The sequence below is a fragment of the Streptomyces krungchingensis genome, from assembly GCF_054729265.1.
Genome location: NZ_JBPUKY010000001.1, coordinates 4,486,180 through 4,512,389 on the forward strand (window position 1 = coordinate 4,486,180; position 26,210 = coordinate 4,512,389).

Genomic DNA, 26,210 nt, shown 5'->3' on the forward strand with positions numbered 1-26,210 from the left:
GAGAGTAGATGCGATATGCAGATACTCGGAGCGGGTACGGGAACGGGGGTCGTGCGGTCCGTCGAGCGTAAGGCGCAAAAGGGCCGGTCGCTCCTCCGCCAGGGGCCGTTGTGGGCGAACTCACCTGTGGTGTCACCGTTTCGGTGGACGTCGGGACGAGCGTGCGACGCCATGTGTTCGCGGCGGGGAGCGCGCTGGGATGCGCGCCGGTACCTTCGTTGCTATGGACACGTCCTGGTGGCTCGCGCTCGCGGCCGTGGTGCTGCTCGCGCTGGTCGCGACGCTGGTGGACGGCTGGGGGCGCCGCGGGCGCCGGCCGGCCGCGCGAACGCGCCCGCCCGGGCGCCCCTCGGGCCGCAAGCGCGGAGCGCCGCGGCCCCGGCCGGCGGAGATCTGGTGGGCGAACGTCCCCTTCGAGGACACCCCGGGGGCGAAGGACCGGCCGTGCCTGGTGCTCGTCGTACGCGGGGACCGGGCGGTCGTCGCGAAGATCACCAGCAGGTACCACGACGAGCGGGCCGGAGTGATCCCGCTGCCGCCGGGTGCCGTGGGCGACGCCCATGGACGGCCGAGCTTCCTGGAGACGGACGAGCTGCGGGACGTGCCGGTGTGGGACTTCCGCCGGAAGGTGGGCGTCATGGATCCCGTGCTGTGGGACCAGGTGCGCTACCTGGCGGGCTGACCCGGCGGCCGCCCGCACGCGGCGGGCCCCGGCGCGGGGCATCCGGCGGGCAGGCGGTCACGGCGCCCCGGGGCGGTGGCCGCCCCGCGCGCAGAACCGAGACGGTGATTGCCCGCGCACCGCAGGCCGCGTCAGCGGTCGCCCGCGCACCGCAAACCGAGGCGGTGGGTGCCCACGCTCGCCGAACCGAGGCGGGTGATTGCACGCGCACCGCGGGCCGAGACAGTGGTCGCCCGCGTGCGGCCGGCCGATGCAATGGTTGCCCGCGCACGGCGAGCCGGGCAGCGAGTGCCCGGTGTCAGGGCCGGGGCCGTCCCGACGGGGCTGTCCCGAGACGGCGGCGGGCGCTCCTCCCCCTGTCGGCGGACCGGGCCGGCCGGCAGTCGCGCGGGTGGGCGGACCGAAGGGCCAGGCGCTCGCCCGCGTGGGCGGACCGGACGGGTCCGTGGACCCGTCCGGTGGGCGCGTCACGCCCAGAGCTGGCCCTGGAGCGTCTCGATCGCTTCCTCCGTGGTGGCCGCCGTGTAGACGCCGGTGGAGAGGTACTTCCAGCCGCCGTCGGCCACGACGAAGACGATGTCGGCGGACTCGCCCGCCTTCAGCGCCTTGTTGCCGACGCCGATCGCGGCGTGCAGTGCCGCGCCGGTGGAGACGCCCGCGAAGATGCCCTCCTGCTGGAGCAGTTCCCGGGTGCGGGTGACCGCGTCCGCCGAGCCGACCGAGAAGCGGCTCGTGAGGACCGAAGCGTCGTACAGCTCGGGCACGAAGCCCTCGTCGAGGTTGCGCAGGCCGTAGACCAGGTCGTCGTAGCGGGGTTCCGCGGCGACGATCCTGACGTCGGGCTTGTGCTCGCGCAGGTAGCGCCCGACGCCCATGAGGGTGCCGGTGGTGCCGAGGCCCGCCACGAAGTGCGTGATGGAGGGGAGGTCAGCGAGGATCTCCGGACCGGTCGTCGCGTAGTGCGCCCCGGCGTTGTCCGGGTTGCCGTACTGGTAGAGCATCACCCAGTCGGGGTGTTCGGCCGACAGTTCCTTGGCGACGCGGACGGCGGTGTTGGAGCCCCCGGCGGCCGGGCTGGAGACGATCTCCGCGCCCCACATGCCGAGCAGGTCACGGCGCTCCTGGGAGGTGTTCTCGGGCATGACGCACACCATGCGGTAGCCCTTGAGCTTGGCCGCCATGGCCAGCGAGATGCCGGTGTTGCCGCTCGTCGGCTCCAGGATCGTGCAGCCGGGAGTCAACCGGCCGTCCTTCTCCGCCTGTTCGATCATGTGCAGGGCGGGGCGGTCCTTGACCGAGCCGGTCGGGTTGCGGTCCTCCAGCTTGGCCCAGATCCGGACGTCCGCGGACGGCGACAGCCGCGGCAGGCGCACCAGAGGGGTGTTGCCCACCGCGGCGAGCGGGGAGTCGTAGCGCATGTGGGATCAGCGGCCTATCAGGCCATGCCGCCGGCGACGGCCGGCAGGATCGTCACGGTGTCGCCGTCGGACAGCTTGGTGTTGATGCTGTCGAGGAAGCGGACGTCTTCGTCGTTCAGGTAGACGTTGACGAAGCGGCGCAGCTTGCCCTCGTCGACGATGCGGGCCTGGATGCCCGTGTGCCGGGTCTCGAGGTCGGCGAACAGCTCGGCGAGGGTGTCCCCGGTCCCCTCGACGGCCTTCTGGCCGTCGGTGTAGGTGCGGAGGATGGTGGGGATGCGGACCTCGATGGCCATGGTTGCGGGCTCCTGTCGGAAGTAGTCAGGGTCGGTGCGCCCCCTGCTCCGGCGGGGCCGGGAGCTCGGGGGAAGGCGCGCTACGGGGGCGAAGCAAGGGGCACGTGGCGTGCGGAGCCGCGGCTCACGGCCGTACGGCGGCAGGTCAGCGCGTACAGATGGCGCTCTGCAGCCTGCACAGGTCGACGTGCAGCCGCGCCACGAGCAGCATGCCCGGCGTCTTGTCGCTCACGTCAGGGGAAACCATGGGCTCATCGTATCGATTCCCGGTCCGGGTCCCGGAATGTGATCTCATATTCCGGACGCTTTTCGGCCGCCAGGTGAGATCAGTAGGACTCCACGACGGTGACCTCCTCCTCCGTCACCTCGCCCTCCACGATCCGGTAGGAGCGGAACTGGAAGGGTCCGGCGTCGTCCGCGTCGGCGGTCGAGACGAGCACGTAGTGGGCTCCGGGCTCGTTCGCGTACGAGATGTCCGTGCGGGACGGGTAGGCCTCGGTGGCCGTGTGCGAGTGGTAGATGACGACCGGCTCCTCGTCGCGGTCGTCCATCTCGCGGTAGAGCTTCAGCAGGTCGCCGGAGTCGAACTCGTAGAAGGTGGGCGAGCGGGCGGCGTTGAGCATCGGGATGAACCGCTCGGGGCGGCCGGTGCCCGCCGGGCCGGCGACGACGCCGCACGCCTCGTCCGGGTGGTCCTGCCGCGCGTGCGCGACGATCTGGTCGACGAGGGCCTGGGTGATGGTCAGCATGCTGGTCAGGATAAGCAGAAGGGCCGCCCCGTACCGAAGGGTGGTACGGGACGGCCCACATGGTGAGCGTTCAGGCCTGGAGGGCCTGGCCGCGGGGCCCTGCCGGGTCCGCCCGCGCGGCCCTCAGGGCCTGGAGGGCGCGGCTCAGCCGACCTTCTCGAGCTCCGGCTCGCGGCGCTCGGCGACCTGCGGGTTCCGTGCCTTGAGGACCGCCCAGCCGATACCGAGGGCGATGGCCCAGCCGGCCATCACGTAGAGGCAGACGCGGGAGTCGGCGTCGTACGCGATCAGTCCGGTGACGAAGAGCAGGAACACGACCGCGATCCAGCTGCACTTCGCACCGCCCGGGGCGGGGAAGGAGGACGCGGGCAGGCGTCCGGCGTCGACCGCGCGGCGGTACAGGATGTGGCTGATCAGGATCATCAGCCAGGTCCAGATGCCGGCCGCGGTGGCGACGGAGGTGACGTAGCCGAAGGCCTTCTCCGGGACGATGTAGTTCAGGACCACGCCGATGCCCATGAAGAGCATCGAGACGGTGATGCCGATCGCCGGGGTCTTCGTCGAGGAGAGCTTGTTGAAGACCTTCGGGGCCTCGCCGTTGTCCGCGAGGGTGCGCAGCATGCGGCCCGTGGAGTACATGCCCGAGTTGCAGGAGGACAGGGCCGCGGTGAGCACCACGAAGTTGACGATGCCGGCGCCGGCCGGGATGCCGATCATCGCGAACGCCTTCACGAAGGGGCTGACGCCCTCCGCGAACTCGGTCCACTTCACGACGCAGAGGATGACGGTGAGGGCACCGACGTAGAAGAGGGCGATGCGCCAGGGCAGGGTGTTGATGGCCTTCGGGAGGGTCTTCTCGGGGTTCTCGGACTCGCCCGCGGTGACGCCGACGAGCTCGACGGCGAGGTAGGCGAACATGACGCCCTGGAGGGTCATCAGGGAGGAGCCGATGCCCTTGGGGAAGAAGCCGTCGAACTGCCAGAGGTTGGAGACCGTCGCGGTGTCACCGGCGGCGCTGAAGCCGAAGGTGAGCACGCCGAGGCCGATCACGATCATGCCGATGAGCGCGGTGACCTTGACCATCGAGAACCAGAACTCGATCTCGCCGAACAGCTTCACCGAGATCAGGTTGGCCACGAACAGGACGACCAGGAAGACCAGGGCCGTCACCCATTGCGGGACGGACGGGAACCAGTAGTGGACGTAGATCGCGGCGGCCGTCAGCTCGGCCATGCCGGTCACCACCCACATCAGCCAGTACGTCCAGCCGGTGAAGTAGCCGAAGAACGGGCCGAGGAACTCGCGGGAGTACTCCGCGAAGGAGCCCGACACCGGGCGGTAGAGCAGGAGCTCGCCGAGCGCCCGCATGATGAAGAAGATGATGACGCCGGCGAGGGCGTACATCAGGATGAGGCTGGGTCCGGCCTTGGCGATGTTCGCCCCGGCTCCCAGGAACAGACCGACGCCGATGGCGCCGCCGATCGCGATCATCTGGACCTGACGGCTGCCGAGCCCGCGCTCGTACCCCTCTTCGGGGGTGTCGCCGCCCACGGCCTCACTGCCGTCGTACTGCTTGTCGACCTGCGATGAGGTCATGTTGGTGCGCCTTTCTCCATGCCGACCCGAGCCAGTCCCTTGGCTTCGGATCGGGTCCCGATCCCCCCGGATGGTGGAGCTTTGTGCCTGGCCGGCGATCCGCCGGCTCGGTGGCGCACCCGGCGGGACATGGGTGGTGTCCGCCGGGCGGTCGTGAAGATTTATCACGGCGGCAACAGTGATCGGCGGCGGCCGGTGTGCGGCACGCCACAGGAAGAACCGGACAAAGAAGGACTCCGGCCCGCATTGCGGGCCGGAGTGGTGACGCGATCGTTATTCGGATTTGAGCGTCCGTTGAGCGAACATCAGGGGGTGATTTGTCCTGACAGGTCAGGGCATAAGGGTGGTCACGAGGGTCTCCTGGAGGCCGCCCAGCCAGAGGTAGGCCATCACCATCGGCTTGCGCGGGTCCTCGTCCGGGAGCCGGTAGAGGTGGTCGGTGTCGTCCTCGTCGGTGACGTCGAGCCGGGAGCCGATCGCGAGGCGCAGATCGTTCAGGGCGCGCAGCCACGACTGGGACTCGTCGGGGGACAGCTCGAGGACGGCGGCGCCGTCCCCGCCGGGGGTGAGCGCGTCCAGGGAGCGGATCACCGCGAGGGCGTTCTCCCGCTTGGCCGCGCGCAGGTCGTTCTCGGTGAAGCGGCGGAACTCCGCGGAGTGGGCGCGCTGCTCCTCGGCCTCCTCGGGCGTGGCCGCCTCGACGCCGGGGCCGCTGTACGCGTCGGGGAACAGGCGCTGCAGCACGGGGTCGCTGGGCGGCTCACTGGGGCCCTCCGCGAACAGCTCGGCGAGCGGGTCGTCGGGGGCGCTCTCCGCGGGGCCCGGACCGATGAGCTCCAGGAGCTGTACGGCGAGGGAGCGGATGATGGAGATCTCGACCTCGTCGAGCGCGACGGCCGCGCCGCCGCCGGGGAGCGGTTCGAAGTGTCCAGGCATGGAGTGAGTTCGCTACTTCCGGTCCTGCTGAAGGGTGGCCCACAGACCGTAGCCGTGCATGGCCTGAACGTCGCGTTCCATCTCCTCGCGCGTGCCGCTGGAGACGACGGCCCGGCCCTTGTGATGGACGTCGAGCATGAGCTTGGTGGCCTTGTCCTTGCTGTAGCCGAAGTACGCCTGGAAGACATACGTCACATAGCTCATCAGGTTGACCGGGTCGTTGTGGACGATCGTGACCCAGGGGACGTCCGGCTCGGGTACGGCGAAGACCTCCTCGGCCGATTCGGTCTTTTCGATCTCTAGGGGTGCGGGAGCCGTCACATCGCCCATGCTGCCACCAGAGAGGGGGGCCCGCACAAATGGGCCCCTCTAAACGGGGGCCCTAAATCGTCAGAGTGACGAAATGGGGGTACGATCCCGTCCATGAACACAGCGGACCTCGGGCTGCCGGTGGATGTCCCCTCGACAGCGCTCTTCACGGACCAGTACGAGCTGACGATGCTGCGGGCCGCGCTCGCGGCGGGGACCGCCGAGCGCCGCTCGGTCTTCGAGGTCTTCACGCGCCGGCTGCCCGAAGGGCGCCGGTACGGAGTGGTGGCGGGCACCGGACGCGTCCTCGACGCCGTCGAGAACTTCCGCTTCGACGAGAACGTCCTCGGCTTCCTGCGCGAGCGCGGGATCGTCGACGAGCCGACCCTGGAGTGGCTCGCCTCCTACCGCTTCAGCGGGGACATCTGGGGCTACCCCGAGGGCGAGGTGTACTTCCCGGGCTCGCCGATCCTGCGCGTCGAGGGCTCCTTCGCGGAGTGCGTGCTCCTGGAGACGGTGATCCTCTCGATCCTCAACCACGACTCGGCGATCGCCGCGGCCGCCTCCCGGATGACCTCCGCCGCCGGTGACCGGCCGCTGATCGAGATGGGCGCCCGGCGCACCCACGAGCTCGCCGCCGTGGCCGCCTCGCGGGCCGCGTACATCGGCGGCTTCGCGACCACCTCCGACCTGGCCGCCGGGTTCCGCTACGGGATCCCCACGGTGGGCACGTCCGCGCACGCCTTCACCCTGCTGCACGACCGGGAGCGCGACGCCTTCCAGGCGCAGGTGGACTCGCTCGGCCGGGGCACGACCCTGCTCGTGGACACCTATGACGTCGCCGAAGCGGTCCGCACGGCCGTGGAGGTCGCAGGGACCGACCTCGGCGCCGTGCGCATCGACTCCGGCGACCTGCTGCTCGTCGCGCACCGGGTGCGGCAGCAGCTGGACGAGCTGGGCGCGACCACGACGAAGATCGTCGTGACCTCGGACCTGGACGAGTACGCGATCGCCTCGCTGGCGGCGGCGCCGGTGGACGCGTACGGCGTCGGCACCCAGCTGGTCACGGGGTCCGGCCACCCCACCTGCTCGATGGTCTACAAGCTGGTCGCCCGCGCCGGGTCGACGGACCCGAGGGCCCCGCTGGAGCCGGTCGCCAAGCGGTCGAGGGGCGGGAAGACGTCCATCGGCGGCCGCAAGTGGGCCGCGCGGCGCCTCGACGACCGCGGGGCCGCGGAGGCCGAGGTGATCGGCACCGGGCCGGTGCCCGACGAGCTGGCCGACCGACTGCTCCTGGTCGAGCTGGTCAAGGGCGGCCAGGTCCTCGCCCGCGAGCCCCTGGACGTCGTACGCGACCGGCACTCCGCCGCCCGCGCCGACCTCCCGCTGTCGGCGACCCAGCTCTCGCGCGGCGAGCCGGTCCTCCCCACGGAGTACCTCTGAGACACCGGGAGCCGGATACGGCGGGAGGGGCCCGGCGCATGAACCTCCGGTGAGCGGGAATGCAACGGCAGCATGCCTGCGCACCGCGCGGAAACCGTTTGCCCTCTCCCGTACCGCACCCGAAGTCTCTAGGCTCGGTAGTTCAACGGCCGGGCCCGCACCCTCCCGTCGCATCCCACCGTCGAAGGACACCGACCATGCGCCGCGCCTTGATCGTCGTAGACGTGCAGAACGACTTCTGCGAGGGGGGCAGCCTCGCGGTGGCCGGGGGCGCCGACGTGGCCGCCGCCATCACGGAGCTGATCGGGCAGGCGCCCGCCGGCTACCGGCATGTCGTCGCCACCCGTGACCTCCATGTCGCCCCCGGCGGCCACTTCGCCGACAACCCCGACTACGTGCACTCCTGGCCCGCGCACTGCGTGGCCGGCACGGAGGGCGTGGGATTCCACCCGAACTTCGCCCCCGCCGTCGCCTCCGGCGCGATCGACGCCGTCTTCGACAAGGGCGCGTACGCGGCGGCCTACAGCGGTTTCGAGGGCGCCGACGAGAACGGCGTCCCGCTGGCCGACTGGCTGCGGGCCCGCGAGATCGACGAGGTCGACGTGGTGGGCATCGCGACCGACCACTGCGTACGGGCGACCGCGCTGGACGCCGCCCGCGCGGGCTTCCGCACGCAGGTGCTGCTCGCCCTCACGGCCGGGGTGTCCGAGGAGACCACCGAGCGGGCGCTGGAGGAGCTGCGCGCCGCGGGTGTGGAGCTCACCGGCAAGCCCGTCGTCTAGGCGCGCGACCGCGTCGTCCGGCCACGTCGTCCGGCCCGCGTCGTCCGGGCGTGCCGCTCGCGCGCCCGCGGCACCGGCCCGCGGCCGGCCGCTCACGGCCGCTCACGGATGGTCGTGCGCGATCGCGGACGGTCACAACTGGGGTGTCGGACGTCTGAGCAGGGCCCTGATGGGATGCCACAGCTCCTGAGAGAGCTCGACGCCGTTGTCGGGGGCGGTCCGCCATATGAGGCCGTCCGGATGGTGCAGGACGGCGGTGACCTCGTCCGGAGTGGGCGGGGCCGCGTTGCCGCGGAGGTAGACCGCCCGCAGCCCCAGGTTCCGCAGCCGGGTCAGGGCGCGGGCCCGGTTCTGGGCGAGCACCAGGACGCGCACGCAGCCGCCCGCCGAGCCCGCCGGACTGGGCAGGTTCAGCGCCACCACCACGCTGCCGTTCGGCAGCTTGCAGAAACCTCCTGCGGCCATGCAGTCACACCCCCGTGCGCACCGGTGTCAATAAGAAAACCACAGCACGCACCTAAACACGATCGGCGGCAACCCGCCAGGGGGTTGCCGCCAATCGCGTTCTGACCTGCGTAAACGCGGTTTACTTCACCGCAGGGTCCACCCGGAGCGAGATCGTCGAGCCGTCCTTGGCCTCCTTGACGATCGTGATCTTGGTGTTGGTGTCAGTGATCTTGACACCGCCGGTGGGGTTCCGGTTGTCGTAGTAGTCGCTGGTGTGGTCGTTGAAGACCGACACACCCTTCGACGACGGGATCTTCGTCGCGACGTCCGCGCTGTGCAGCGTGATGCCGTCCGTGCGGTACAGGCTGAACGTCGAGTCGTAGGCCTGGATGCGGTTGCGCATCAGCGTCCCGTTGTCCCACCACAGGGCCTTCGGGTGCGAGTCGACGGGCAGCGCGAGGCCGACACCGGGGTGCTGGCTGGTGTTGTTGTCCGCCTGCGAGGTGTCCCACTTCCAGATCAACAGGCCGTTCTGGTACGGGTAGTGCTCCACCCAGTCCGGACGGGTCGTCGAGAAGCCGAAGTTGTACGGGCCGACCTTGAGGGTCTTGTCGTACGAGACGTACTGGCGGTTCTCCGCGAGGTAGTACTGCGCGTAGTCCTTGGTGAACGAGGCGCCGATGCGGGAGAAGCCCGCCGCGGTCCAGGCGGCGTCCGCCGACTCGGCGTTGTCCGAGAAGAGCGGCGAACCGTCCGCGGTCACGGAGATCTCGTCGGCCGCGAAGCCCTTCTGCGCCACGCCGCCGTCGGTCTGGTAGCGGAAGCGGAGGTCGATCTTCTTGCCGGCGTAGGCGTCGAGCGAGTACGACAGCTTCTTGTAGCTGTCGACCGTGCCGGTCAGGGCGGGCTTGTCACTGCCGTCGCGCGGAATGGCGGCGCCGTCCACCGTGCCGTCGAGAGCGGTCCAGTTGGCGCCGCCGTCGGTCGACACCTCGGTGTAGAGGTAGTCGTAGTTCGCCTCGATGTCGTACCAGCCGTCGAGGGTCAGCTTCGCCGCCGACTTGCCCGTGAGGTCCACGGAGCGGGTCAGCGTGTTCTTGAGGTTGTCGCCGCTGCCGCTCCACCACTGGGTCGAGCCCTGCGCGGGGTTCACGACCGTGGTCGTGACGGCCTTGTCGGGCAGCGAGACGACAAGCGCCTGCTTGTTCCAGGTGTTGTACTCGGCGACGCCCAGCTTGTGCGTGGACTGCTTGCCGGCCTTGGCCGTGTCGTAGTTCAGCCAGCCCAGCTGCAGCTTGTCCCAGGCGTTGAAGTCGCCCGGCAGGTCGCCGATGGACTCCTTGCCGGTGCCGAGCCACGAACCGGAGGACATCAGGGTCCAGAAACCGGTGGAGTTGTCGCCGCCGGCGGTGTCGTAGTGGTCCGGCAGACCGAGGTCGTGGCCGTACTCGTGGGCGAAGACGCCGAGTCCGCCGTTCTCCGGCTGGATGGTGTAGTCGCCGACCCAGATGCCGCTGGAGCCGATCTGCGCGCCGCCCAGCTTGTTGTTCGCGGGGCCGGTGGCGCCGGCGTCGGTGCCGAAGGCGTACCAGCGGTGCGCCCAGATCGCGTCGGTGCCCTCGACGCCGCCGCCCGCGGACTCGTCCTCGCCGGCGTGCACGATCTGGAAGTGGTCGATGTAGCCGTCGGGCTCGTTGAAGTTGCCGTCGCCGTCGTAGTCGTAGCGGTCCCACTGGTCGAACCGCGCGAGGTCCGCCTTGACGGCCGCGTCGGACTTGCCGGCCGCCTTCTGCTGGGCGACCCAGGCGGTGACGCCGTCGCTGACGACGTTCCACACGCTCGGGCAGTTGGTGGAGCCGCAGGCGTTGTTGCCGTAACGGGCCTCGTTGTAGGGGACCTTGACCCAGTCCGCGACCTCGCCCTCGACCGAGTAGCGGCCCGAGGACTGCTTCTCGTAGAACTTCTTCATCGACTCGGTGTTCTTGCCGGTGCCGAAGTAGAGGTCCTGGAAGTGCTTCTGGTTGTAGTCCGCCTGCCAGGCCGTGCTGTTGTCCTTCTTGCGGTCCGGCGCGGCGATCTTGTTGTGCAGCGGTCCGGCGCCGCCACCGTACTTCGGGTCCGTCTTGTCGCCGAACTCGACCAGGATCGTGAAGATCTTGTCGGTCTTCTCGCGACCCAGCTCGACGTACTTGCTGTCGCCCTTCTTGCTCTTCAGCTGGACGACCTGCGAACCGTTGCGGTTCTGCACCTTGGCGTCGCCGGATATGACCTGGTTCAAGGCCTCCTGGCGCTGCGCGTCCTGCGTCTTGCTGAGCGGCCCGTCGAGGTCGTGGTCGACCGTGTTCTTGGCCGGCATCGGGTCGTGGCGGTCCGCGCGCACCGACGGCGCGTCGTCGGCCTGGGCCACGGCGAACGTCGAGAACGTGGCGGTGGCCGCCGCGAGGGCGACGCCCACCGCGGTTGCTCTGAACGTCCATGGTCTGCTGGTCACTTGATGTCCTCCCCCGCGTCCGCTCGCGCGGAGGGGGGTCCCGGTCTCAGGAGTGTCCGCGCGCGTATACGCGATTCAAGTGACGACATTCGACCGGAGTTGCCACAGAAAAAACAGACCTTGACTTGAACCTGGCAAGTACACTATACGGAGCGGGCGTTCGGTATCCGAACGCCCACGAAACACCCCACCAGGCGCGCCCACATGTCCACTTGATGGACGTAATGACTCCGTGCGCCCCCTGTGCACCGGCACCGTGGGTAAGGTCACGCTTACCGGTCGTTCCACTCGGGCATGCAGGCGAATAGAGTCGATTGGCGGAGCGTCGGAAGTCGGCGGAAAGCCAAGCCGACACCGTTGTCTCACCCCCGATTCTTATCCGCACCCTCCCCCATCGCGAGAGGCACGGGGGGAGTACCCCCATCCGAGGACACGATTGCCATGCCTCGTCCGACCGCCGCACAGCTCGCCTACGGTTCCTGCACCGTGATCTTCTCCACCCTCGCCATGCTGTTGCTGTCTCAGACGAGTTCGGGCCTGGGGATCGCACTGATCACCGTCTCGGCGCTCGCTCTCGGTCTGCTCGTCGCCATGACGGTGCCGTTGCCGAGGACCGCGCCACCGGCCGCGGCTCCGGTCGCCCGGCCCGAGCCCCGGCGCGTGCCCGTGCAGCGGGAGCCCGTCTCCGCCGGGGTCGACCCGGTGCGGGAGCCGACGGCCTCCTGACGACACGACGGCGGGCCCGTGGATCACGGGCCCGCCGATCCGTTCTCGCTCCCCCGCCTCAACCGGCGCTGACCACCACCGTCTTGGCCGCCTTGTCGTGCAGGCCCTGCTTGTAGGGCTTGTCGAAGAAGCTCCAGCCGCCGGCGATCGCCGTCCAGATGCACGCGCAGCAGAACGCGAACGGCAGCCACAGGACCAGCGATCGGATCAGCATGGTCTGCACGGAGGGTGTGGCGCCGTTGTCGAGGTCGGCCACCCGCAGCTTGAACAGCTTCTTGCCGAGGGTCTGGCCCGTCCTGCTCATCATGATCGTGTCGCAGGCGACGTAGAGGACGGCGGCGATCACCTCCTTCCCGAAGGAATCGGCGAACTGCATCTTGTCCGTGTCCACGGTGTACTGGCGGAAGCCGAAGGCCAGCGACACCAGCCACACCACGATGCCCACCAGGATCATGTCGATGATCCTCGCCAGCACCCGCTTGCCGCTGTCGGCGAGCGGGGGCATGCCGGCCAGCGGATCGCCGCCGTAGGGGCCTCCGGGGCCGTAGGGATCGCCGCCGCCCCCGCCGTACGGAGGGGGCTCCCCGCCGCCGTAGGGGGGCGGTTGGCTGCCGTAGGGGGTGTCGTACGGTGAGCCGCCGCCGGGAGGCGGGGGGCCGCCCGGCGGCGGAGTGCCTTCGCCCGGGGGCGGGGTGCCCCAGCCGGGAGGCTGCGAGCCGCCGCTCGGGGACACCGGGCTGTCGTACGGCGAACCGCCGCCCTCGGCGGGCGGGGGCTGCTTCTTGAACGGATCGTCGTCCGGTGGCTGGCCGGACCCGGGGGGCGGCGGTTCGCTGCTCATGGCCCGAGTCGACCGCGAACCCTCCCCCGCCGCATCCGGCGAGCGGCCGTCCGGGGGACCGGCCCGGGGCCGGGCCCTAGGAGGACGCCACGAAGGTGTGGGCCGCCTTGTCGTGCCAGCACTGGCGCCACGGCTTGTCGAACAGGCACCACAGCACCCCGACCACACCGACGACCAGGATCCCCGGGACGCTGTAGACCAGCCAGCGGCGCAGCGCCAGGCCGAAGCTCGGCGGTTCGTGGCCCTCGATGTCGCGCACCTGGAGGCCGAACAGCTTCTTGCCCAGGGTGCGGCCCCACTTGGCGGTGGGCAGCGCGTCGTACAGGACACCGAAGACGATCAGGACGGCGAGGACGATGCCGAGACAGCTGCCGGTCGTGCCGTCGAGCAGCCAGACCGTCACCTTCTCACCGGACAGCTTGGCCGCGTCGATCTTCTCGTCGACGTGGTCGATCGCCCTGGTGCCCAGCGGTACTGCGGCCACGGCGGTCACACCGGCGAGGACGACGGTGTCCACGAGCCGTGCGGCGAGCCGCTTGCCGAGGCCCGCGGGCCGCGCCGCCGCCTGCCGTCGCGCGGCGGCCTGGAACACGTCGTCGACCGGCGGCTTCCACGGCGTGACCGGCTGGCCCTCCTCGGCCGGGGCACCCGCGAGCCGGTGCACCTGCTGCGCCCAGGAGGGCTGTCCGCCACCGGGACCGGAGGTCACGGGAGTGGAGCCGCCGGACTGCTGGGGGACGGCCGGAGCCGACGGTGCGGCGGCGTTCCGCGCCGCGGCGGCGGCCTGCGCGGCCTGCCCGGCGCCGAAGCCGCCCGCCGGCGGGGCAGCCGCGCCCGACGGTCCGGAGGCGGCGGGACTGTCCGGAGCGCCGGTCGTGGCGGGAGCACCGGACGCGGCGGGACCGCCGGACGCGCCCGCGGCCGGGGCCGTGCTCCCCGTCTGCGCCCCGCCCTGCCGGTCCGTGCGCGGGGAGAGCGCGCGGAAGGCCATGGTGCCCTCGGCGGGAGGGGAGTCCTGGGCGCCCTGGGAGCCGGGTGCGGCGGAGCCGGTGTTCCCGGCTTCCTCCGCGCCGCCGGGACCCTGGCCGCCCTCCTGGACCGCGGGCCGCACCGGCCCCGTGGGCCGGCGGAAGACGACGGTGCCGCCGGACGCGGGAGGCTGGGCGCCGCCGGCGGAGTCCGCGGGCGGGATCGTCGCCGTGCCGTCCGTGCGGGCGGACACGCCGTCGGGCTGCACGGCCGGTTCGGCGGGCTGCGCGGCGCTCGGCACGCGGGGGTCGACACCGCGCGGAGCGCCCCAGGAGACCCGGCGGTCCTGCTCGCCGCCGAAGCCGGTCTGCCGGGACCGGTCGGCGCCCCACGCACTGGCGGGTTCGGGCCGGCTGCCGTGCTGCGCCTCGGCCGGGGACAGCCGCGGGGACGGATCGGCGGGCTGCGGGTCCTCGTCGAAGAAGTGCGGCCCCGTCTCCTCCGTCGTGGGAGTGCCCGCCGGTTCGCGCGACGCCCCGTGCGGGGCCGGGTACTCGGGGGAAGGTGCCGGGGCGGGCACATGGGCGGGGCCCGCACCCGGCGGAGGCGCGAGCGGTTCGCCCTCGGACGGCGCCGGACGGCTCGTGCCCGGCACCCAGGCAGCGCCGTTCCAGTACCGGACGTATCCGGGGATGGAGGGGTCCGGGTAATACCCTTCGCGGGGCCTGTCGTCGCCGGGGGCCGGGGTTGGGGCGCTCATGTCCGTCGTCCCGTATCTGCTCGATGGTCAGTTGGGGGCTCCACATCTATCAGACCGGCGCTCCCGCCACGGCCGCTCCCGCCGTACCCACTCCTTTCGGGCGCGGATCCGCCACGTACGGCCGTGATCCGGAAGCGGTCCGGAAAAAATCCGCGGAACCCGCGTAATGGTTCCGCGGCGACACGCTCTCCACTCGTACGGGACCGCCCGACGGCCCCTGTACGACGAAAGGAAGCGCACCGGCATGAACACCGTCGTGGAACGCGAACTCGAGCTGAGGCTCGTCCTGTCGCCCGAACGCAGCATCCCCGTCCCGGCACGGCTCACCTACCGCGCCGACGACCCGTACGCCGTCCACATCACCTTCCACATCGGCTCCGACCACCCGGTCCACTGGACCTTCGCCCGCGAGCTGCTCGTCGAGGGGGTGTTCCGGCCGTGCGGTCACGGCGACGTGCGGGTATGGCCGACGAAGGTCGCCGGGCGCAGCGTCGTCCTGATGGCGCTCAGCTCGCCGGACGGGGACGCCCTTCTCGAAGCGCCCGCCGCCCAGGTGTCGGCCTGGCTGGAGCGCACCCTGCGGGCGGTCCCGCCGGGCACCGAGGCCGAGGAGCTCGACATCGACGACGGTCTCGCCGAGTTGCTGGCGCCGACCCCGGCCGACGACCTGTGGATGGGCGACCCGTGGCCCTCGGACGAGTCAAGGGACGGGGAGTGACGCGCGGCGCGCGGGCGGATCAGAACAGCTTGCCCGGGTTCAGGATGCCCAGCGGGTCGAAGACCTCCTTGACCGCCCGCTGCATCTCCACCCCCACCGGGCCGATCTCGCGCGCCAGCCACTCCTTCTTCAGGACGCCCACACCGTGCTCGCCGGTGATCGTGCCGCCGAGCTCCAGGCCTAGGGCCATGATCTCGTCGAAGGACTCGCGGGCGCGCCGGGACTCGTCGGGGTCGGCGGCGTCGAAGCAGACCGTGGGATGGGTGTTGCCGTCACCCGCGTGCGCGCACACCCCGATGGTCAGGGCGTACTTCTCCGCGACGCGTTCGATGCCTTCGAGCATGTCGCCGAGCCGGGAGCGCGGTACGCACACGTCGTCGATCATCGTGGTGCCCTTGACCGCTTCGAGCGCAGTGAGGGACAACCGCCGGGCCTGGAGCAGGAGTTCGGACTCGGCCGCGTCCTCGGCCGGCACCACCTGGGTGGCGCCCGCGGCCTCGCACAGCGCGCCCACGGCGGCGAGGTCGGCCGCCGGGTCGTGGGTGTCGAAGGCCGCGAGGAGCAGTGCTTCGGTGGTCTCCGGGAGGCCCATGTGCGCGAGGTCGTTGACGGCCTTCACCGTCGTACGGTCCATGAGTTCGAGCAGGGACGGGACGTGGCCGCCCTCCATGATCCGGCACACGGCGTCACAGGCGGCGCGCGCCGACCCGAACTCGGCGGCCAGCACCAGCTGCGCGGGCGGCTGCGGCCTGAGCGCGAGGACGGCCCGGACGACGATGCCGAGGGAGCCCTCGGATCCGACGAACAGACGCGTGAGGTCGTATCCGGCGACGCCCTTCGCCGTGCGGCGGCCGGTGCTCATCAGCCGTCCGTCGGCGAGGACGACGTCCAGGCCGAGGACGTACTCGGCCGTCACCCCGTACTTGACGCAGCACAGGCCGCCGGAGGCGGTGCCGATGTTGCCGCCGATCGTGCACATCTCCCAGCTGGAGGGGTCCGGCGGGTAGTAGAGCCCGTGTTCGTTGACCGCGCGGGAGAGCGTGGCGTTGACGACACCGGGTTCGACGACGGCGATCCGGTCGACCGGGTTGATCTCCAGGATGCGGTCCATCTTGGTGAGGGACAGCACGATGCAGCCCTCGGAGGCGTTGGCGGCGCCGGACAGGCCGGTGCGGGCGCCCTGCGGGACGACGGGGACGCGCAGTGCGCTGGCGGTCCGCATGACGTGCTGGACCTGCTCGACGGTGCGCGGGAGGACGACGACGGCGGGCGTGCCCGCCTCGCAGAAACTCGCCATGTCGTTGGCGTACGAGGCGGTGACGTCCGGGTCGACGAGAACGGATTCGGCCGGCAGGCCGCCGCGCAGGCGGTCCACCAGGTCGCCGGTCGCCGCCGTGGCTTCGTCGTGCGGGGCTTCGATACGGCTCATGATCACAGGTTCGCACCCGCGGCCATCGGTGTGAACCCCATCCGCGCGAGGCTTGCCGTACCGCGATGTGGTCTTCGTATTGACGCACAGTGAGCCGCATGGAGAACGAAGAGCGACAGCCGGTCCTCACCGGGCTTCAGCCGCACGGTCCGGCCGCTCCGCGGCGGCGCCCCCGCACGGTCAGGCGTGTGCTGATCGGCGTGACCGCCGGCGGCGGTGTCCTCGCCGGGGTGCTGGTGCTGCTGCCCGTGCTGCGGCCCGCCACGGCACCGCGGCCCGCGCCGGGTTCGGTGGCGCGGGCGATGACGGCGGTGGGGGCCGGGGTTCCGGTCGCGCTGCCCGATCTGAAGGCGCTCATCGGGGATCGCGAGGCCCATGTGCGGGCCCATCCCCGGGACGGCCAGTCGTGGGCGGTGCTCGGCAGCGCGTACCTGGAGCAGGCCCGGCGGACCGCGCTGCCCGCGTACTACCCGAAGGCCGAGCAGGCGCTGCGCACCTCGCTGCGGGTCAGGACGCAGGGCAACGTGGAGGCGCTGGACGGCCTGGCCGCGCTCGCCAACGCCCGCGGCGACTTCCGCGAGGCGAAGAAGTACGGCGAGGCCGCGGTGGAGCTGGCGCCGAAGCGGTGGACGACGTATCCGCTGCTCATCGACGCGTACCGGGGTCTCGGGGACTTCAAGGCCGGCCGCAAGGCGCTCGACACGCTGACGGCGCTGCACACCGGGCCGACCGTGCAGGCGCAGGCCTCACGGGTGTACTGGGACCGCGGCTGGCGCGAGGACTCGATGGCCGTGATCATGGACGCGGCGGCGGGCGCGGGGACCCCGGCCGGGCAGGCGGTGCTCATGGAGCAGGCCGGTGAGCTGGCGTGGGAGCGCGGCGAACCGGACGAGTCGCTGCGTTACTACCGGGCCGCGGTGCGCGCCGATCCCGACGATCACGGGGCGCTCGCCGGACAGGGCCGCGCGCTGGCGGCGCTGGGGCGCAGCTCGGAGGCCGTGCGGGCCTACCGGGAGGCGATCGCCAAGCGGCCCACGCCCCGGTACGCGCTGGAGCTGGGCGAGCTGTACGAGAAGCTCGGCATGGACGCCGACGCGCGCACCCAGTACGACCTGCTGCGGCAGCGGGTGCGGCAGGAGAGCGCGGAGGGCGTGGACGACGAACTGGTCCTCGGGATCTTCGAGGCGGACCACGGCGACCCGCTGGAGGCGGTGTGGCGGCTGCGCGAGGCGTGGGAGCGGCACCCCAGCATGCCCGTCGCGGACGCGCTGGGGTGGGCGCTGCACCGGGCCGGGGAGGACGAGGAGGCGATCAAGTTCGCCAACCGGATCACGGACAAGGAGCACGGCGGCGGGGTGCGCAGCGCGCTGTACATGTACCACCTGGGCCAGATCGAACTGTCCCTGGACCGCACCGGATCGGCCCGCCGCCATCTCTCCGAGGCGCTGCTGCTCAATCCGCACTTCTCCCCGCTGCTCGTGCCGCAGGCCCGGCAGGCCCTGGCCGATCTGGGCGAGCCCCCGGCAGTGGGGCCGGAGGAGCTGGAGGCGGAAGAGGAGGAGGCCCCGGCCGAGGGTGCGGCGGGCGCTCCGGCGCCGGCCCCGGCCCCGGCCCCGGGCACGGGCACGGGCGCGGTGCCGACCGCCGGCACGGGCGGTACCCCCTCCGGGGGCGCCACCCACACTCCGGCCGTCTCCTCCCCCGCCGCCCCGGCCCAGCCCTCGGCCGGGCCGACGGCGGGATCGACGGCGCGTCACCCGGCGACGCACTGAGCGGCCCCGGCGCCGCCGGACGGGCCCGGGCGGCTCAGACGGCGGCGGTGCCGATCAGCGCGTTGCGGGTGACCAGGGCGGCCAGTTCCGTCTCGTCGAGGGACTCCGTGCCGGCCGGGCGGCGCGGCAGGACCATGTAGCGGGTCTCGGCACTGGAGTCCCAGACGGAGATCTCGGTGTCCGCCGGCAGGCCGAGCCCGAACTCGGCGAGCACCGCGCGGGGTTCGCGGACGACGCGGGAGCGGTAGGACTCGGACTTGTACCAGCTCGGGGAGGGGCCGAGGAGCCGGAGCGGGTAGCAGGAGCACAGCGTGCAGACGATGACGTTGTGGAGGGTCTCCGTGTTCTCGACGACCCGCAGCCGCTGGTACGAGCCGTCCATGAAGCCGAGTTCGCGGACGGCCGCGGTGCCGTCGGCCAGCAGACGGGACCTGAAGGCCGGGTCGGTCCAGGCCCGGGCCACCACCCGGGCGCCGTTGGCGGGGGACGCGCCCGACAGGAAGGCGTCGATCACCTCGTCCAGCGCGCCGCCCGAGAGCACCCCCTTCTCCTCCAGGAGGGTCTCCAGGCGCCGCACCCGCCGGGAGATCAGGGCGTCGTCGTGATGGTCACCGCTCATCTTCGGGGTCCTCTTCCAGATAGCTTTCCCACAGGTCCAGTACGACGTGGTGGTCGCCCTCGCCCCACAGGTCGCAGGCCGCGAACCGGACCGCGTAGACCTGCTCGACGGGCGCGTCGTCGCGCCCCTGGGCGCTGACGTCGGCGAGCTGCGCGCCGCCCTCCGTCTCGACGACCACGCCGCGCTTGCCGCGCGCGTAGCGGGGCAGGCGCGTGTGGTGGGGCGGGTCGTGGAGGTAGGTACGCACGGGGTCGCCGGGCGCGAAGCGGTCAGGCATCGGGTCCGCCCGGCTGTCCGGGGCCGGCGGATCCGCCGGGCCGCGCGAGGCCGTCCGGCCCGTCCGCGCCGACCGTGCCGTCCGTGCCGTCCGTGCCGTCCAGTTCACCCGGTGCGAGGACGCCCTTGCGTTCCAGCAGGGCGCAGATCGCGATGAACCACCGCTCGTAGTACGACGTCGTGAGGTACCGCGTCGGCGGGATGGACTCGATGGCGTCCCGGAACTCGTTCGTGTTGAACAGCCCCTGCGCGCGCAGGGCGTTGAAGAGACCGACGACCCGGGCCTCCCAGTCGGCGTGGAAGGGTTCGGTGTCGTCGGTGGTGTCGACGGCGCCGAACCCCTGCATGCCGCCTACGTCGTTGATCCTGGCCATGCGGTCAGACTATGTCCGGGACTACGGCGCGGGGGGCGTGAACGGCTTGCAGTAGACGGAGAACCTGCGGGCCCTCCGCTCCCCCGAGGCGAGTCCGATGCACAGCCGCAGGCCGCCGGCGTGGCGGACGGCGAGGCCCTCGGGTTCACGGTGGTCGAGCGAGTACCCGGCCTCCGTGCGCGCCCGCTGCACCAGCGCGCCGGTGCGGACGTCGAGGCGGGAGACGTACGTGTTGCCGTGCCCGGAGGGCGGGTTGGCGATGTCGTCGTACGCCGCGCCCGCGAGCTGGTAGAGGTGGTCGCCGTGCAGCGCGTACCCCTGGAACGGGACGGCGGGGTCCGGGTGGGCGCCGGTCTGCGGGAAGTCGGCGAGATGCGTGGTGTCATCGCCGGCGACGAACGCGTCGAGGTCCCAGACGCGGTAGCGCGGCACGCCGTCGACGCGGTGGCGTACCGCGATGCGGCGCGTGGCCATGCAGACGGCGGGCTGGTTGTGGGTCGAACCCGGTACCGGGCGGCGGACGTGGACCTGGGCGCGGGTGCGGGTGGCTCCGTCGACGAAGCGGAAGCGGGTCACGCCCTGCCCGTAGCCGTGCACCGCGTCGGCCTCGGTCCAGATCCAGACGGTGCCGTCGGAGGCGTTCTGGACGCCCATGGACACGCCGTGGCCGAAGCCCGGCAGGTACATGTGGCCGAGCCGGTCGCCGTCCTGGTCGAGCCGGGTCAGGCACAGGTCGCCGGCCTCGCCGCCGCCCTCGGTGACCTGGAGCACGTAGAGATGGCCGTTCACCTCGTCGAAGGCGAACGACTGGAGGATCGTCGGCTCCCGGAGCGTGTCCTTCTTCCACAGCCAGCGCTCGGACGGTGTGGTCAGGTCGACCGGTTCGTCGACGGTGGTCCTGTCGGCCCGCGGATCGCCCATGCGGCCTCGTCCCTCCCGCGTCCTGTGGGCGCCCCCGTGGCGCCCACAGGACTTGAGAGTCCCCTCCCGGCCCCGCCGGTTGCGGGTTCTACAGGTTGCCGCGCTTCTCCTGCTCGCGCTCGATCGCCTCGAACAGGGCCTTGAAGTTGCCCTTGCCGAAGCCCATCGAGCCGTGCCGCTCGATGATCTCGAAGAAGACGGTCGGACGGTCCTGGACCGGCTTGGTGAAGATCTGCAGGAGGTAGCCGTCCTCGTCGCGGTCGGCGAGGATCTTCAGCTCGCGGAGCGTGTCGACGGGCACCCGGGTGTCGCCCACCCACTCGCCGAGGGTGTCGTAGTAGGAGTCCGGGGTGTCGAGGAACCGGACGCCGGCCGCGCGCATGGTGCGCACGGTCTCCACGATGTCGTTCGTGTTCAGCGCGATGTGCTGGACGCCGGCGCCCCCGTAGAACTCCAGGTACTCGTCGATCTGGGACTTCTTCTTGGCGATGGCGGGCTCGTTGATCGGGAACTTGACCTTGAGCGTGCCGTCGGCGACGACCTTGGACATCAGCGCGCTGTACTCGGTCGCGATGTCGTCGCCCACGAACTCCTTCATGTTCGTGAAGCCCATGACCTTGTTGTAGAAGCCGACCCACTCGTTCATGCGGCCGAGTTCGACGTTGCCGACGCAGTGGTCGATGGCCTGGAAGGTGCGGTGGGCGGGCGGCTCGACGATCGGCTCGGCGGCGACGAAACCGGGGAGGTAGGGGCCGTCGTAGCCGGAGCGGTCGACGAGGGTGTGGCGGGTCTTGCCGTAGGTGGCGATCGCGGCGAGGACGACGGTGCCGTGCTCGTCCTTGATCTCGTACGGCTCGGCGACCGAGCGGGCGCCGTGCTCGACGGCGTAGGCGTACGCGGCGCGCGCGTCCGGCACCTCGATGGCCAGGTCGACGACGCCGTCGCCGTGCTCGGCCACGTGCTCGCCGAGGAAGCGGCCCCAGTCCGTGGCGGCCTTGATGACGGAGGTGAAGACGAAGCGCGCCGAGCCGTTCTCGAGGACGTACGACGCCGTCTCGCGGCTGCCGTTCTCCGGTCCGGAGTAGGCCACGAGCCGCATGCCGAAGGCGGTGGAGTAGTAGTGCGCGGCCTGCTTGGCGTTGCCGACGGCGAAGACGACCGCGTCCATTCCCTTGACCGGGAAGGGGTCGGCCTGCCGGGCGGTGTCGGGAGTGTGGTGTGTGGTCTGCGTCATGCGCGCAGACTCCCTCTGTTCCACAAGGTGCGCAATAGTTCGCGTATCCACTGGACAATATGCTCAACCAGAGGGCGGCCCTGGCGGGCTTTCTGTACATGATGACCATCTCGGAGGTCCGCATGGCGATCGATCATCTGGACGGCCGGCTCATCGTGCTGCTGGCCGAGGAACCGCGCATCGGGGTGCTGGAGATGTCCCGGCGGCTCGGGGTCGCGCGCGGCACCGTGCAGGCGCGGCTCGACCGGCTTCAGTCGAATGGCGTCATCCGGGGCTTCGGGCCGCAGGTCGATCCGGCCGCCCTCGGCTATCCCGTGACGGCGTTCGCGACGCTCCAGATCCGGCAGGGGCAAGGCCCCGACGTGCGAGCGCACTTGGCGACCGTCCCGGAGATGCTCGAACTGCACACGACGACCGGCAGCGGGGACATGCTGTGCCGTCTCGTGGCCCGCTCGAACGCGGATCTCCAGCGTGTGATCGACCGGGTTGTCGGTTTTGATGGCATCGTCCGGGCCTCCACGGCGATCGTCATGGAGAACCCCGTTCCGCTGCGGATCATCCCGCTGGTGGAACAGGCGTCGGGAGACACCTGACGCCCGTGGCCCCGGGCGCCGTCGAGGTGAGGGCCGGTGCCGTGAACTTCTGGGAGTACCTGAGCAGCCGCCACCAACAGCTGTTCACGGACGCCTACCAGCACGCGAGCGCCGTCTTCCAGTGCATGGTCGTGGCGACGGCCATCGGCGTGCTGATCGGTATCGCCACCTACCGCAGCCAGTGGGCGGGCAACGTCGCGACGACCACCACGGCCACCTTCCTGACCATTCCGTCGCTCGCCATGATCGGTCTGCTGATCCCCGTCGTGGGGCTCGGCGTGCCGCCCACGGTGATCGCGCTGACGCTCTACGGACTGCTGCCGGTCGTGCGCAACTCGATCGTCGGCCTGCGCGGCGTCGACACGTCGCTGGTGGACGCGGCGAACGGCATCGGCATGTCGCGGCTGGCCCGGCTCGTCAGAGTCGAACTGCCGCTGGCCTGGCCGCCGATCCTGGTCGGCATCCGTGTCGCCACCCAGATGATGATGGGCATCGCGGCCATCGCCGCGTACGCCTCCGGACCCGGCCTCGGCAATGAGATCTTCCGCGGCATCGGCTCCCTGGGCAGCAAGAACGCGCTCAACCAGGTGCTCGCGGGGACGCTCGGGATCATCATCCTGTCGCTGCTGTTCGACGCCGCGTACGTGCTCGTCGGACGGCTGACCATTCCGAGGGGGATCCGTGCCTGAACCCGCGTCCGACACGACGGCCGAGTCGCCCGCCGGGAACGCCCCCGAGGACCGGGCGGCCGGGAGCGGGCACGCGTCCACGACCGGCGCCACCATCGAGCTGGAGCACCTCACCAAGCGCTACCCGGGCAGCCGCGACGCCGCCGTGGACAACGTCAACATGGAGATCAGGGCGGGCGAGATCGTGGTGTTCGTGGGCCCGTCCGGGTGCGGCAAGTCCACCACCCTGAAGATGATCAACCGGCTGATCGAGCCGACCGGCGGCCGCATCCGCATCGGGGGCGAGGACGTCACCCACATGGACCCGGTGAAGCTGCGCCGCAAGATCGGCTACGCGATCCAGTCGTCCGGGCTCTTCCCGCACATGACGGTCGCCCAGAACATCGCGCTGGTACCGAGGATGACCGGCTGGCCGAAGGGGCGGATCAAGGCACGGGTCGAGGAGATGCTCGACCTCGTCGGGCTCGACCCCGGCGAGTTCCAGGGCCGCTATCCGCGCCAGCTCTCCGGCGGCCAGCAGCAGCGGGTCGGGGTGGCGCGGGCGCTGGCGGCCGATCCGCCGGTGCTGCTGATGGACGAGCCGTTCGGAGCCGTGGACCCGATCACCCGGGACCACCTCCAGGACGAGCTGATCCGGCTCCAGCACGAGCTGCACAAGACGATCGTCTTCGTCACCCACGACTTCGACGAGGCGATCAAGCTCGGCGACCGGATCGCGGTGCTGCGGGAACGCTCGCACATCGCGCAGTTCGACACCCCGGAGGCGATCCTGACGAACCCGGCCGACGACTTCGTGTCCGGGTTCGTGGGCGCGGGCGCGGCGCTGAAGCGGCTCAACCTCACCCGCGTACGGGACGTGGAGGTCACCGAGTATCCGACGGTCACCGTCGACGACCCGCTCCAGGAGATCTTCAACAGGCTCCGCTCCAGCGGGACGAACGAGATCCTGCTGCTCGACAAGCGGCGCCGCCCCTACAAGTGGCTGCGGCGCGGCGACCTGATGCGGGCCAGGGGCTCGCTGGCGCGGGCGGGCACGCTGGTGCACGACACGGTGACCCTGGACGCGACGCTGCGGGACGCGCTGGAGGCGGTCCTCACGGACAACGCGGGCCGGGTCGCGGTCACCGGGCGGCGCGGCGAGTACATCGGCGTCGTCGACATGGAGACGCTGATGAACTCCGTGCACGAGCTCCTGGAGGCCGACCGGCTGGACGCGATGGAGCACCAGCACGAGCTGGAGGAGACCCGCGCGCAGCAGACCCACTTCGAACAGGAAGGTGTCGACACCGGGGAGGCGAAGGCGTGAGCACACCGCCCACGGATCGGCGGCCCGAGGGCGAGCACGAGGTCAAGGGGCTCCCCTTCCGTGACGACAGCGACGGCTCCGGCGAGGGCGAGCGGGAGGCCCCGCCGCCGCCCCCCACCGCGCCGAAGCGGCGGATCACCTGGCAGAAGCTGACCTTCCTGCCGGCCACGCTGGTGGCGCTGCTGCTCGCCACCTGGCTCTGGTTCCAGCAGGCCGACCTCGACGAGATCTCCAGGAACGCCCTGTCGAACGGCCAGGTGTCGAAGGCGCTGTGGCAGCACATCGAACTGAGCGTGATCTCGACCTTCTTCGTGCTGATCATCGCCATCCCGCTGGGCATCCTGCTCACCCGCAAGGCGTTCCGGAAGGCGACGCCGCTCGCGATGACCATCGCCAACATGGGGCAGGCCACCCCGGCGATCGGTCTGCTGGCGCTCCTGGTCATCTGGCTCGGAACGGGCACGAAGGCGGCCCTGATCGGCATCATCGTCTACGCCGTCCTGCCGGTGCTGTCCAACACGATCGCCGGGCTGAAGGCCAACGACCCGACGGTCCTGGAGGCGGCGCGCGGCATCGGCATGTCACCGCTGGGCGTCCTGACCCGCATCGAACTGCCGCTGGCCGTGCCGCTGATCCTCGCCGGCGTGCGGACGGCGCTCGTCCTGAACGTGGGCACGGCGACCCTCGCCACCTTCGGCGGCGGAGGCGGCCTCGGCGTCCTGATCACCACCGGGATCACCAACCAGCGCATGCCGGTCCTGGTGCTCGGCTCGGTCCTCACCGTGGCGCTCGCCCTGCTCGTCGACTGGCTCGCCTCGCTGGCCGAACTGTTCCTGCGGCCCCGCGGGCTGGAGGTGGGGACATGAGGCGTCCGCGTACCTGCCCGGCGCTGGCCGGCGTCCTCGTCCTGGCCGCCGGGTGCGGGCTGACCAGCGGCTCCCCCATGACCGACGACGTCGGCCCCGGCTCCGTCGGACAGGGCGAACCGCTCAAGGGGGCGCATCTGACGGTGACGTCCAAGGAGTTCACCGAGCAGCTGATCCTGGGGGCGATCATGGGCATCGCCTTCCAGGCGGCCGGCGCGGACGTCCTCGACCGCACCGGCATCCAGGGGTCGATCGGCGCCCGCGAGGCCCTCAAGAACGGCGACGCGGACGCGATGTACGAGTACACGGGCACGGCCTGGATCACCTATCTCGGCAACGGCAAGCCGATCCCCGACCCGCAGGAGCAGTGGCGGGCGGTGCACGACGCGGACCTGAAGAACGGGGTGACCTGGCTGCCGCCGTCCGCCCTCAACAACACGTACGCGCTCGCCATGAACCAGGCCGACTTCAAGAAGTACCGGACCAGGACGCTCTCCGAGGTGGCCGCGCTCTCGAAGTCGGACCCGGGCGCGGTGACACTGTGCGTGGAGAGCGAGTTCGCCAACCGGGCCGACGGGCTGCCGGGCATGGAGAAGGCCTACGGGATGAACGTGCCCGCGAAGAACATCACGCAGATGGACACCGGGATCATCTACACCCAGGTCGCGAAGGGCAGTTGCACCTACGGGGAGGTGTTCACCACCGACGGACGCATCAAGTCGATGAACCTGGTGGTGATGCGGGACGACAAGAAGTTCTTCCCCAACTACAACGCCGCACCCGTGATCAACACCAAGGCCCTGCAGAAGTACCCGGCGATCGCCCAGGTCATCGAGCCGGTGACGAAGAAGCTCGACAACACGGTGGCCCAGGACCTGAACGCGAAGGTCGACGTCGACGGCGAGGATCCGCACCAGGTGGCCCTGGACTGGATGAAGTCGGAGGGGCTGGTGAAGTGAGGGGCGGGT

The 26,210-nt window shown here is 71.1% G+C and carries 28 protein-coding genes; 11 read left to right on the top strand and 17 right to left on the bottom strand.

Going from position 1 to position 26,210, the window contains the following annotated elements; translation table 11 throughout:
* Positions 1-223: 223 nt before the first annotated feature.
* Positions 224-682 carry a type II toxin-antitoxin system PemK/MazF family toxin gene (locus tag ACSYGO_RS19815; RefSeq protein ID WP_426675506.1) on the top strand — a complete coding sequence of 153 codons (459 nt, stop codon included), beginning with the start codon at positions 224-226 and terminating at the stop codon, positions 680-682.
* Between the two features lie 467 nt (positions 683-1,149).
* On the opposite strand, the gene ACSYGO_RS19820 is transcribed toward ACSYGO_RS19815, so the two are convergent.
* From ACSYGO_RS19820 to clpS, 7 genes are all read right to left on the bottom strand, one after another.
* On the bottom strand, positions 1,150-2,100 hold the full coding sequence (locus ACSYGO_RS19820) for a PLP-dependent cysteine synthase family protein (protein WP_426675505.1): 951 nt from the start codon (positions 2,098-2,100) through the stop codon (positions 1,150-1,152).
* A gap of 17 nt (positions 2,101-2,117) precedes the next feature.
* Positions 2,118-2,396 (bottom strand): MoaD/ThiS family protein, encoded by a 279-nt coding sequence (locus ACSYGO_RS19825; RefSeq protein WP_028804751.1) that lies wholly within the window; start codon positions 2,394-2,396, stop codon positions 2,118-2,120.
* Between the two features lie 145 nt (positions 2,397-2,541).
* The gene (locus ACSYGO_RS19830) at positions 2,542-2,643 is read right to left on the bottom strand and encodes a putative leader peptide (protein ID WP_323186695.1); all 102 of its coding nucleotides are present in this window, start codon (positions 2,641-2,643) and stop codon (positions 2,542-2,544) included.
* Between the two features lie 79 nt (positions 2,644-2,722).
* Positions 2,723-3,145 carry a M67 family metallopeptidase gene (locus ACSYGO_RS19835; protein WP_095934628.1) on the bottom strand — a complete coding sequence of 141 codons (423 nt, stop codon included), beginning with the start codon at positions 3,143-3,145 and terminating at the stop codon, positions 2,723-2,725.
* 144 nt (positions 3,146-3,289) lie between these two features.
* The gene (locus tag ACSYGO_RS19840) at positions 3,290-4,741 is read right to left on the bottom strand and encodes an amino acid permease (protein WP_460387169.1); all 1,452 of its coding nucleotides are present in this window, start codon (positions 4,739-4,741) and stop codon (positions 3,290-3,292) included.
* Between the two features lie 330 nt (positions 4,742-5,071).
* Entirely contained in the window at positions 5,072-5,677 is a 606-nt protein-coding gene (locus ACSYGO_RS19845) for a DUF2017 domain-containing protein (RefSeq protein WP_426675503.1), read from the bottom strand.
* Between the two features lie 12 nt (positions 5,678-5,689).
* The gene (gene clpS, locus ACSYGO_RS19850) at positions 5,690-6,007 is read right to left on the bottom strand and encodes an ATP-dependent Clp protease adapter ClpS (protein ID WP_426675502.1); all 318 of its coding nucleotides are present in this window, start codon (positions 6,005-6,007) and stop codon (positions 5,690-5,692) included.
* Positions 6,008-6,100: 93 nt separating this feature from the next.
* Between clpS and ACSYGO_RS19855 the strand changes: the two genes are divergently transcribed.
* Both ACSYGO_RS19855 and ACSYGO_RS19860 read left to right on the top strand, forming a co-directional pair.
* Positions 6,101-7,429 carry a nicotinate phosphoribosyltransferase gene (locus ACSYGO_RS19855; protein ID WP_435223970.1) on the top strand — a complete coding sequence of 443 codons (1,329 nt, stop codon included), beginning with the start codon at positions 6,101-6,103 and terminating at the stop codon, positions 7,427-7,429.
* 197 nt (positions 7,430-7,626) lie between these two features.
* Entirely contained in the window at positions 7,627-8,211 is a 585-nt protein-coding gene (locus ACSYGO_RS19860) for an isochorismatase family protein (RefSeq protein ID WP_426675500.1), read from the top strand.
* Between the two features lie 132 nt (positions 8,212-8,343).
* Here the strand turns inward: ACSYGO_RS19860 and ACSYGO_RS19865 are convergent, their stop codons facing one another.
* Positions 8,344-8,676, bottom strand: coding sequence for a hypothetical protein (locus ACSYGO_RS19865; RefSeq protein ID WP_426675499.1), 333 nt, complete (start codon positions 8,674-8,676; stop codon positions 8,344-8,346).
* 121 nt (positions 8,677-8,797) lie between these two features.
* Positions 8,798-11,149 (bottom strand): immune inhibitor A domain-containing protein, encoded by a 2,352-nt coding sequence (locus ACSYGO_RS19870; RefSeq protein ID WP_460387170.1) that lies wholly within the window; start codon positions 11,147-11,149, stop codon positions 8,798-8,800.
* A 441-nt stretch (positions 11,150-11,590) separates the two neighbouring features.
* Here ACSYGO_RS19870 and ACSYGO_RS19875 point away from each other — a divergent pair, with 441 nt between their 5' ends.
* Positions 11,591-11,875, top strand: coding sequence for a hypothetical protein (locus ACSYGO_RS19875; RefSeq protein ID WP_426675497.1), 285 nt, complete (start codon positions 11,591-11,593; stop codon positions 11,873-11,875).
* A 58-nt stretch (positions 11,876-11,933) separates the two neighbouring features.
* Here the strand turns inward: ACSYGO_RS19875 and ACSYGO_RS19880 are convergent, their stop codons facing one another.
* Positions 11,934-12,716 (bottom strand): RDD family protein, encoded by a 783-nt coding sequence (locus ACSYGO_RS19880; protein WP_460387171.1) that lies wholly within the window; start codon positions 12,714-12,716, stop codon positions 11,934-11,936.
* Positions 12,717-12,792: 76 nt separating this feature from the next.
* The gene (locus ACSYGO_RS19885) at positions 12,793-14,445 is read right to left on the bottom strand and encodes an RDD family protein (protein ID WP_460387172.1); all 1,653 of its coding nucleotides are present in this window, start codon (positions 14,443-14,445) and stop codon (positions 12,793-12,795) included.
* A 244-nt stretch (positions 14,446-14,689) separates the two neighbouring features.
* Here ACSYGO_RS19885 and ACSYGO_RS19890 point away from each other — a divergent pair, with 244 nt between their 5' ends.
* Positions 14,690-15,163 carry an SsgA family sporulation/cell division regulator gene (locus ACSYGO_RS19890; protein WP_426675494.1) on the top strand — a complete coding sequence of 158 codons (474 nt, stop codon included), beginning with the start codon at positions 14,690-14,692 and terminating at the stop codon, positions 15,161-15,163.
* Between the two features lie 19 nt (positions 15,164-15,182).
* Here the strand turns inward: ACSYGO_RS19890 and ACSYGO_RS19895 are convergent, their stop codons facing one another.
* Positions 15,183-16,598, bottom strand: a complete 1,416-nt coding sequence (locus tag ACSYGO_RS19895) for an FAD-binding oxidoreductase (protein ID WP_426675493.1) — start codon at positions 16,596-16,598, stop codon at positions 15,183-15,185.
* A gap of 92 nt (positions 16,599-16,690) precedes the next feature.
* Here ACSYGO_RS19895 and ACSYGO_RS19900 point away from each other — a divergent pair, with 92 nt between their 5' ends.
* Entirely contained in the window at positions 16,691-18,364 is a 1,674-nt protein-coding gene (locus tag ACSYGO_RS19900; protein WP_460387173.1) for a tetratricopeptide repeat protein, read from the top strand.
* A 34-nt stretch (positions 18,365-18,398) separates the two neighbouring features.
* On the opposite strand, the gene nthA is transcribed toward ACSYGO_RS19900, so the two are convergent.
* The 5 genes from nthA to hppD all read right to left on the bottom strand — a co-directional run bounded on the left by nthA (position 18,399) and on the right by hppD (position 21,788).
* A complete protein-coding gene (gene nthA / locus ACSYGO_RS19905; RefSeq protein ID WP_028804737.1) occupies positions 18,399-18,983 on the bottom strand; it encodes a nitrile hydratase subunit alpha in 585 nt (194 codons plus the stop codon).
* Positions 18,973-19,260 carry an SH3-like domain-containing protein gene (locus ACSYGO_RS19910; RefSeq protein ID WP_460387174.1) on the bottom strand — a complete coding sequence of 96 codons (288 nt, stop codon included), beginning with the start codon at positions 19,258-19,260 and terminating at the stop codon, positions 18,973-18,975. Before ACSYGO_RS19910 ends, nthA begins: the two co-directional genes overlap by 11 nt.
* Complete coding sequence (locus ACSYGO_RS19915; RefSeq protein WP_432172176.1) at positions 19,253-19,633, bottom strand: hypothetical protein; 381 nt, start codon at positions 19,631-19,633, stop codon at positions 19,253-19,255. Before ACSYGO_RS19915 ends, ACSYGO_RS19910 begins: the two co-directional genes overlap by 8 nt.
* 21 nt (positions 19,634-19,654) lie before the next feature.
* Positions 19,655-20,554 (bottom strand): phage baseplate protein, encoded by a 900-nt coding sequence (locus ACSYGO_RS19920; RefSeq protein WP_460387175.1) that lies wholly within the window; start codon positions 20,552-20,554, stop codon positions 19,655-19,657.
* An 88-nt stretch (positions 20,555-20,642) separates the two neighbouring features.
* Positions 20,643-21,788, bottom strand: a complete 1,146-nt coding sequence (gene hppD, locus ACSYGO_RS19925) for a 4-hydroxyphenylpyruvate dioxygenase (RefSeq protein WP_426675488.1) — start codon at positions 21,786-21,788, stop codon at positions 20,643-20,645.
* 122 nt (positions 21,789-21,910) lie between these two features.
* Here hppD and ACSYGO_RS19930 point away from each other — a divergent pair, with 122 nt between their 5' ends.
* Genes ACSYGO_RS19930 through ACSYGO_RS19950 form a run of 5 tightly spaced genes read left to right on the top strand, consistent with a single transcriptional unit; the run spans position 21,911 to position 26,201 of the window.
* Entirely contained in the window at positions 21,911-22,381 is a 471-nt protein-coding gene (locus ACSYGO_RS19930; RefSeq protein ID WP_028804733.1) for an Lrp/AsnC family transcriptional regulator, read from the top strand.
* Positions 22,382-22,422: 41 nt separating this feature from the next.
* On the top strand, positions 22,423-23,070 hold the full coding sequence (locus ACSYGO_RS19935; RefSeq protein WP_426675487.1) for an ABC transporter permease: 648 nt from the start codon (positions 22,423-22,425) through the stop codon (positions 23,068-23,070).
* Complete coding sequence (locus ACSYGO_RS19940; RefSeq protein ID WP_426675486.1) at positions 23,063-24,376, top strand: betaine/proline/choline family ABC transporter ATP-binding protein; 1,314 nt, start codon at positions 23,063-23,065, stop codon at positions 24,374-24,376. The genes ACSYGO_RS19935 and ACSYGO_RS19940 overlap by 8 nt, the downstream gene beginning before the upstream one ends.
* Positions 24,373-25,242, top strand: coding sequence for an ABC transporter permease (locus tag ACSYGO_RS19945; protein WP_460387176.1), 870 nt, complete (start codon positions 24,373-24,375; stop codon positions 25,240-25,242). The genes ACSYGO_RS19940 and ACSYGO_RS19945 overlap by 4 nt, the downstream gene beginning before the upstream one ends.
* Positions 25,239-26,201: a glycine betaine ABC transporter substrate-binding protein gene (locus tag ACSYGO_RS19950; protein ID WP_460387177.1), complete on the top strand. Its 963-nt coding sequence runs from the start codon at positions 25,239-25,241 to the stop codon at positions 26,199-26,201. The genes ACSYGO_RS19945 and ACSYGO_RS19950 overlap by 4 nt, the downstream gene beginning before the upstream one ends.
* Positions 26,202-26,210: the final 9 nt, after the last annotated feature.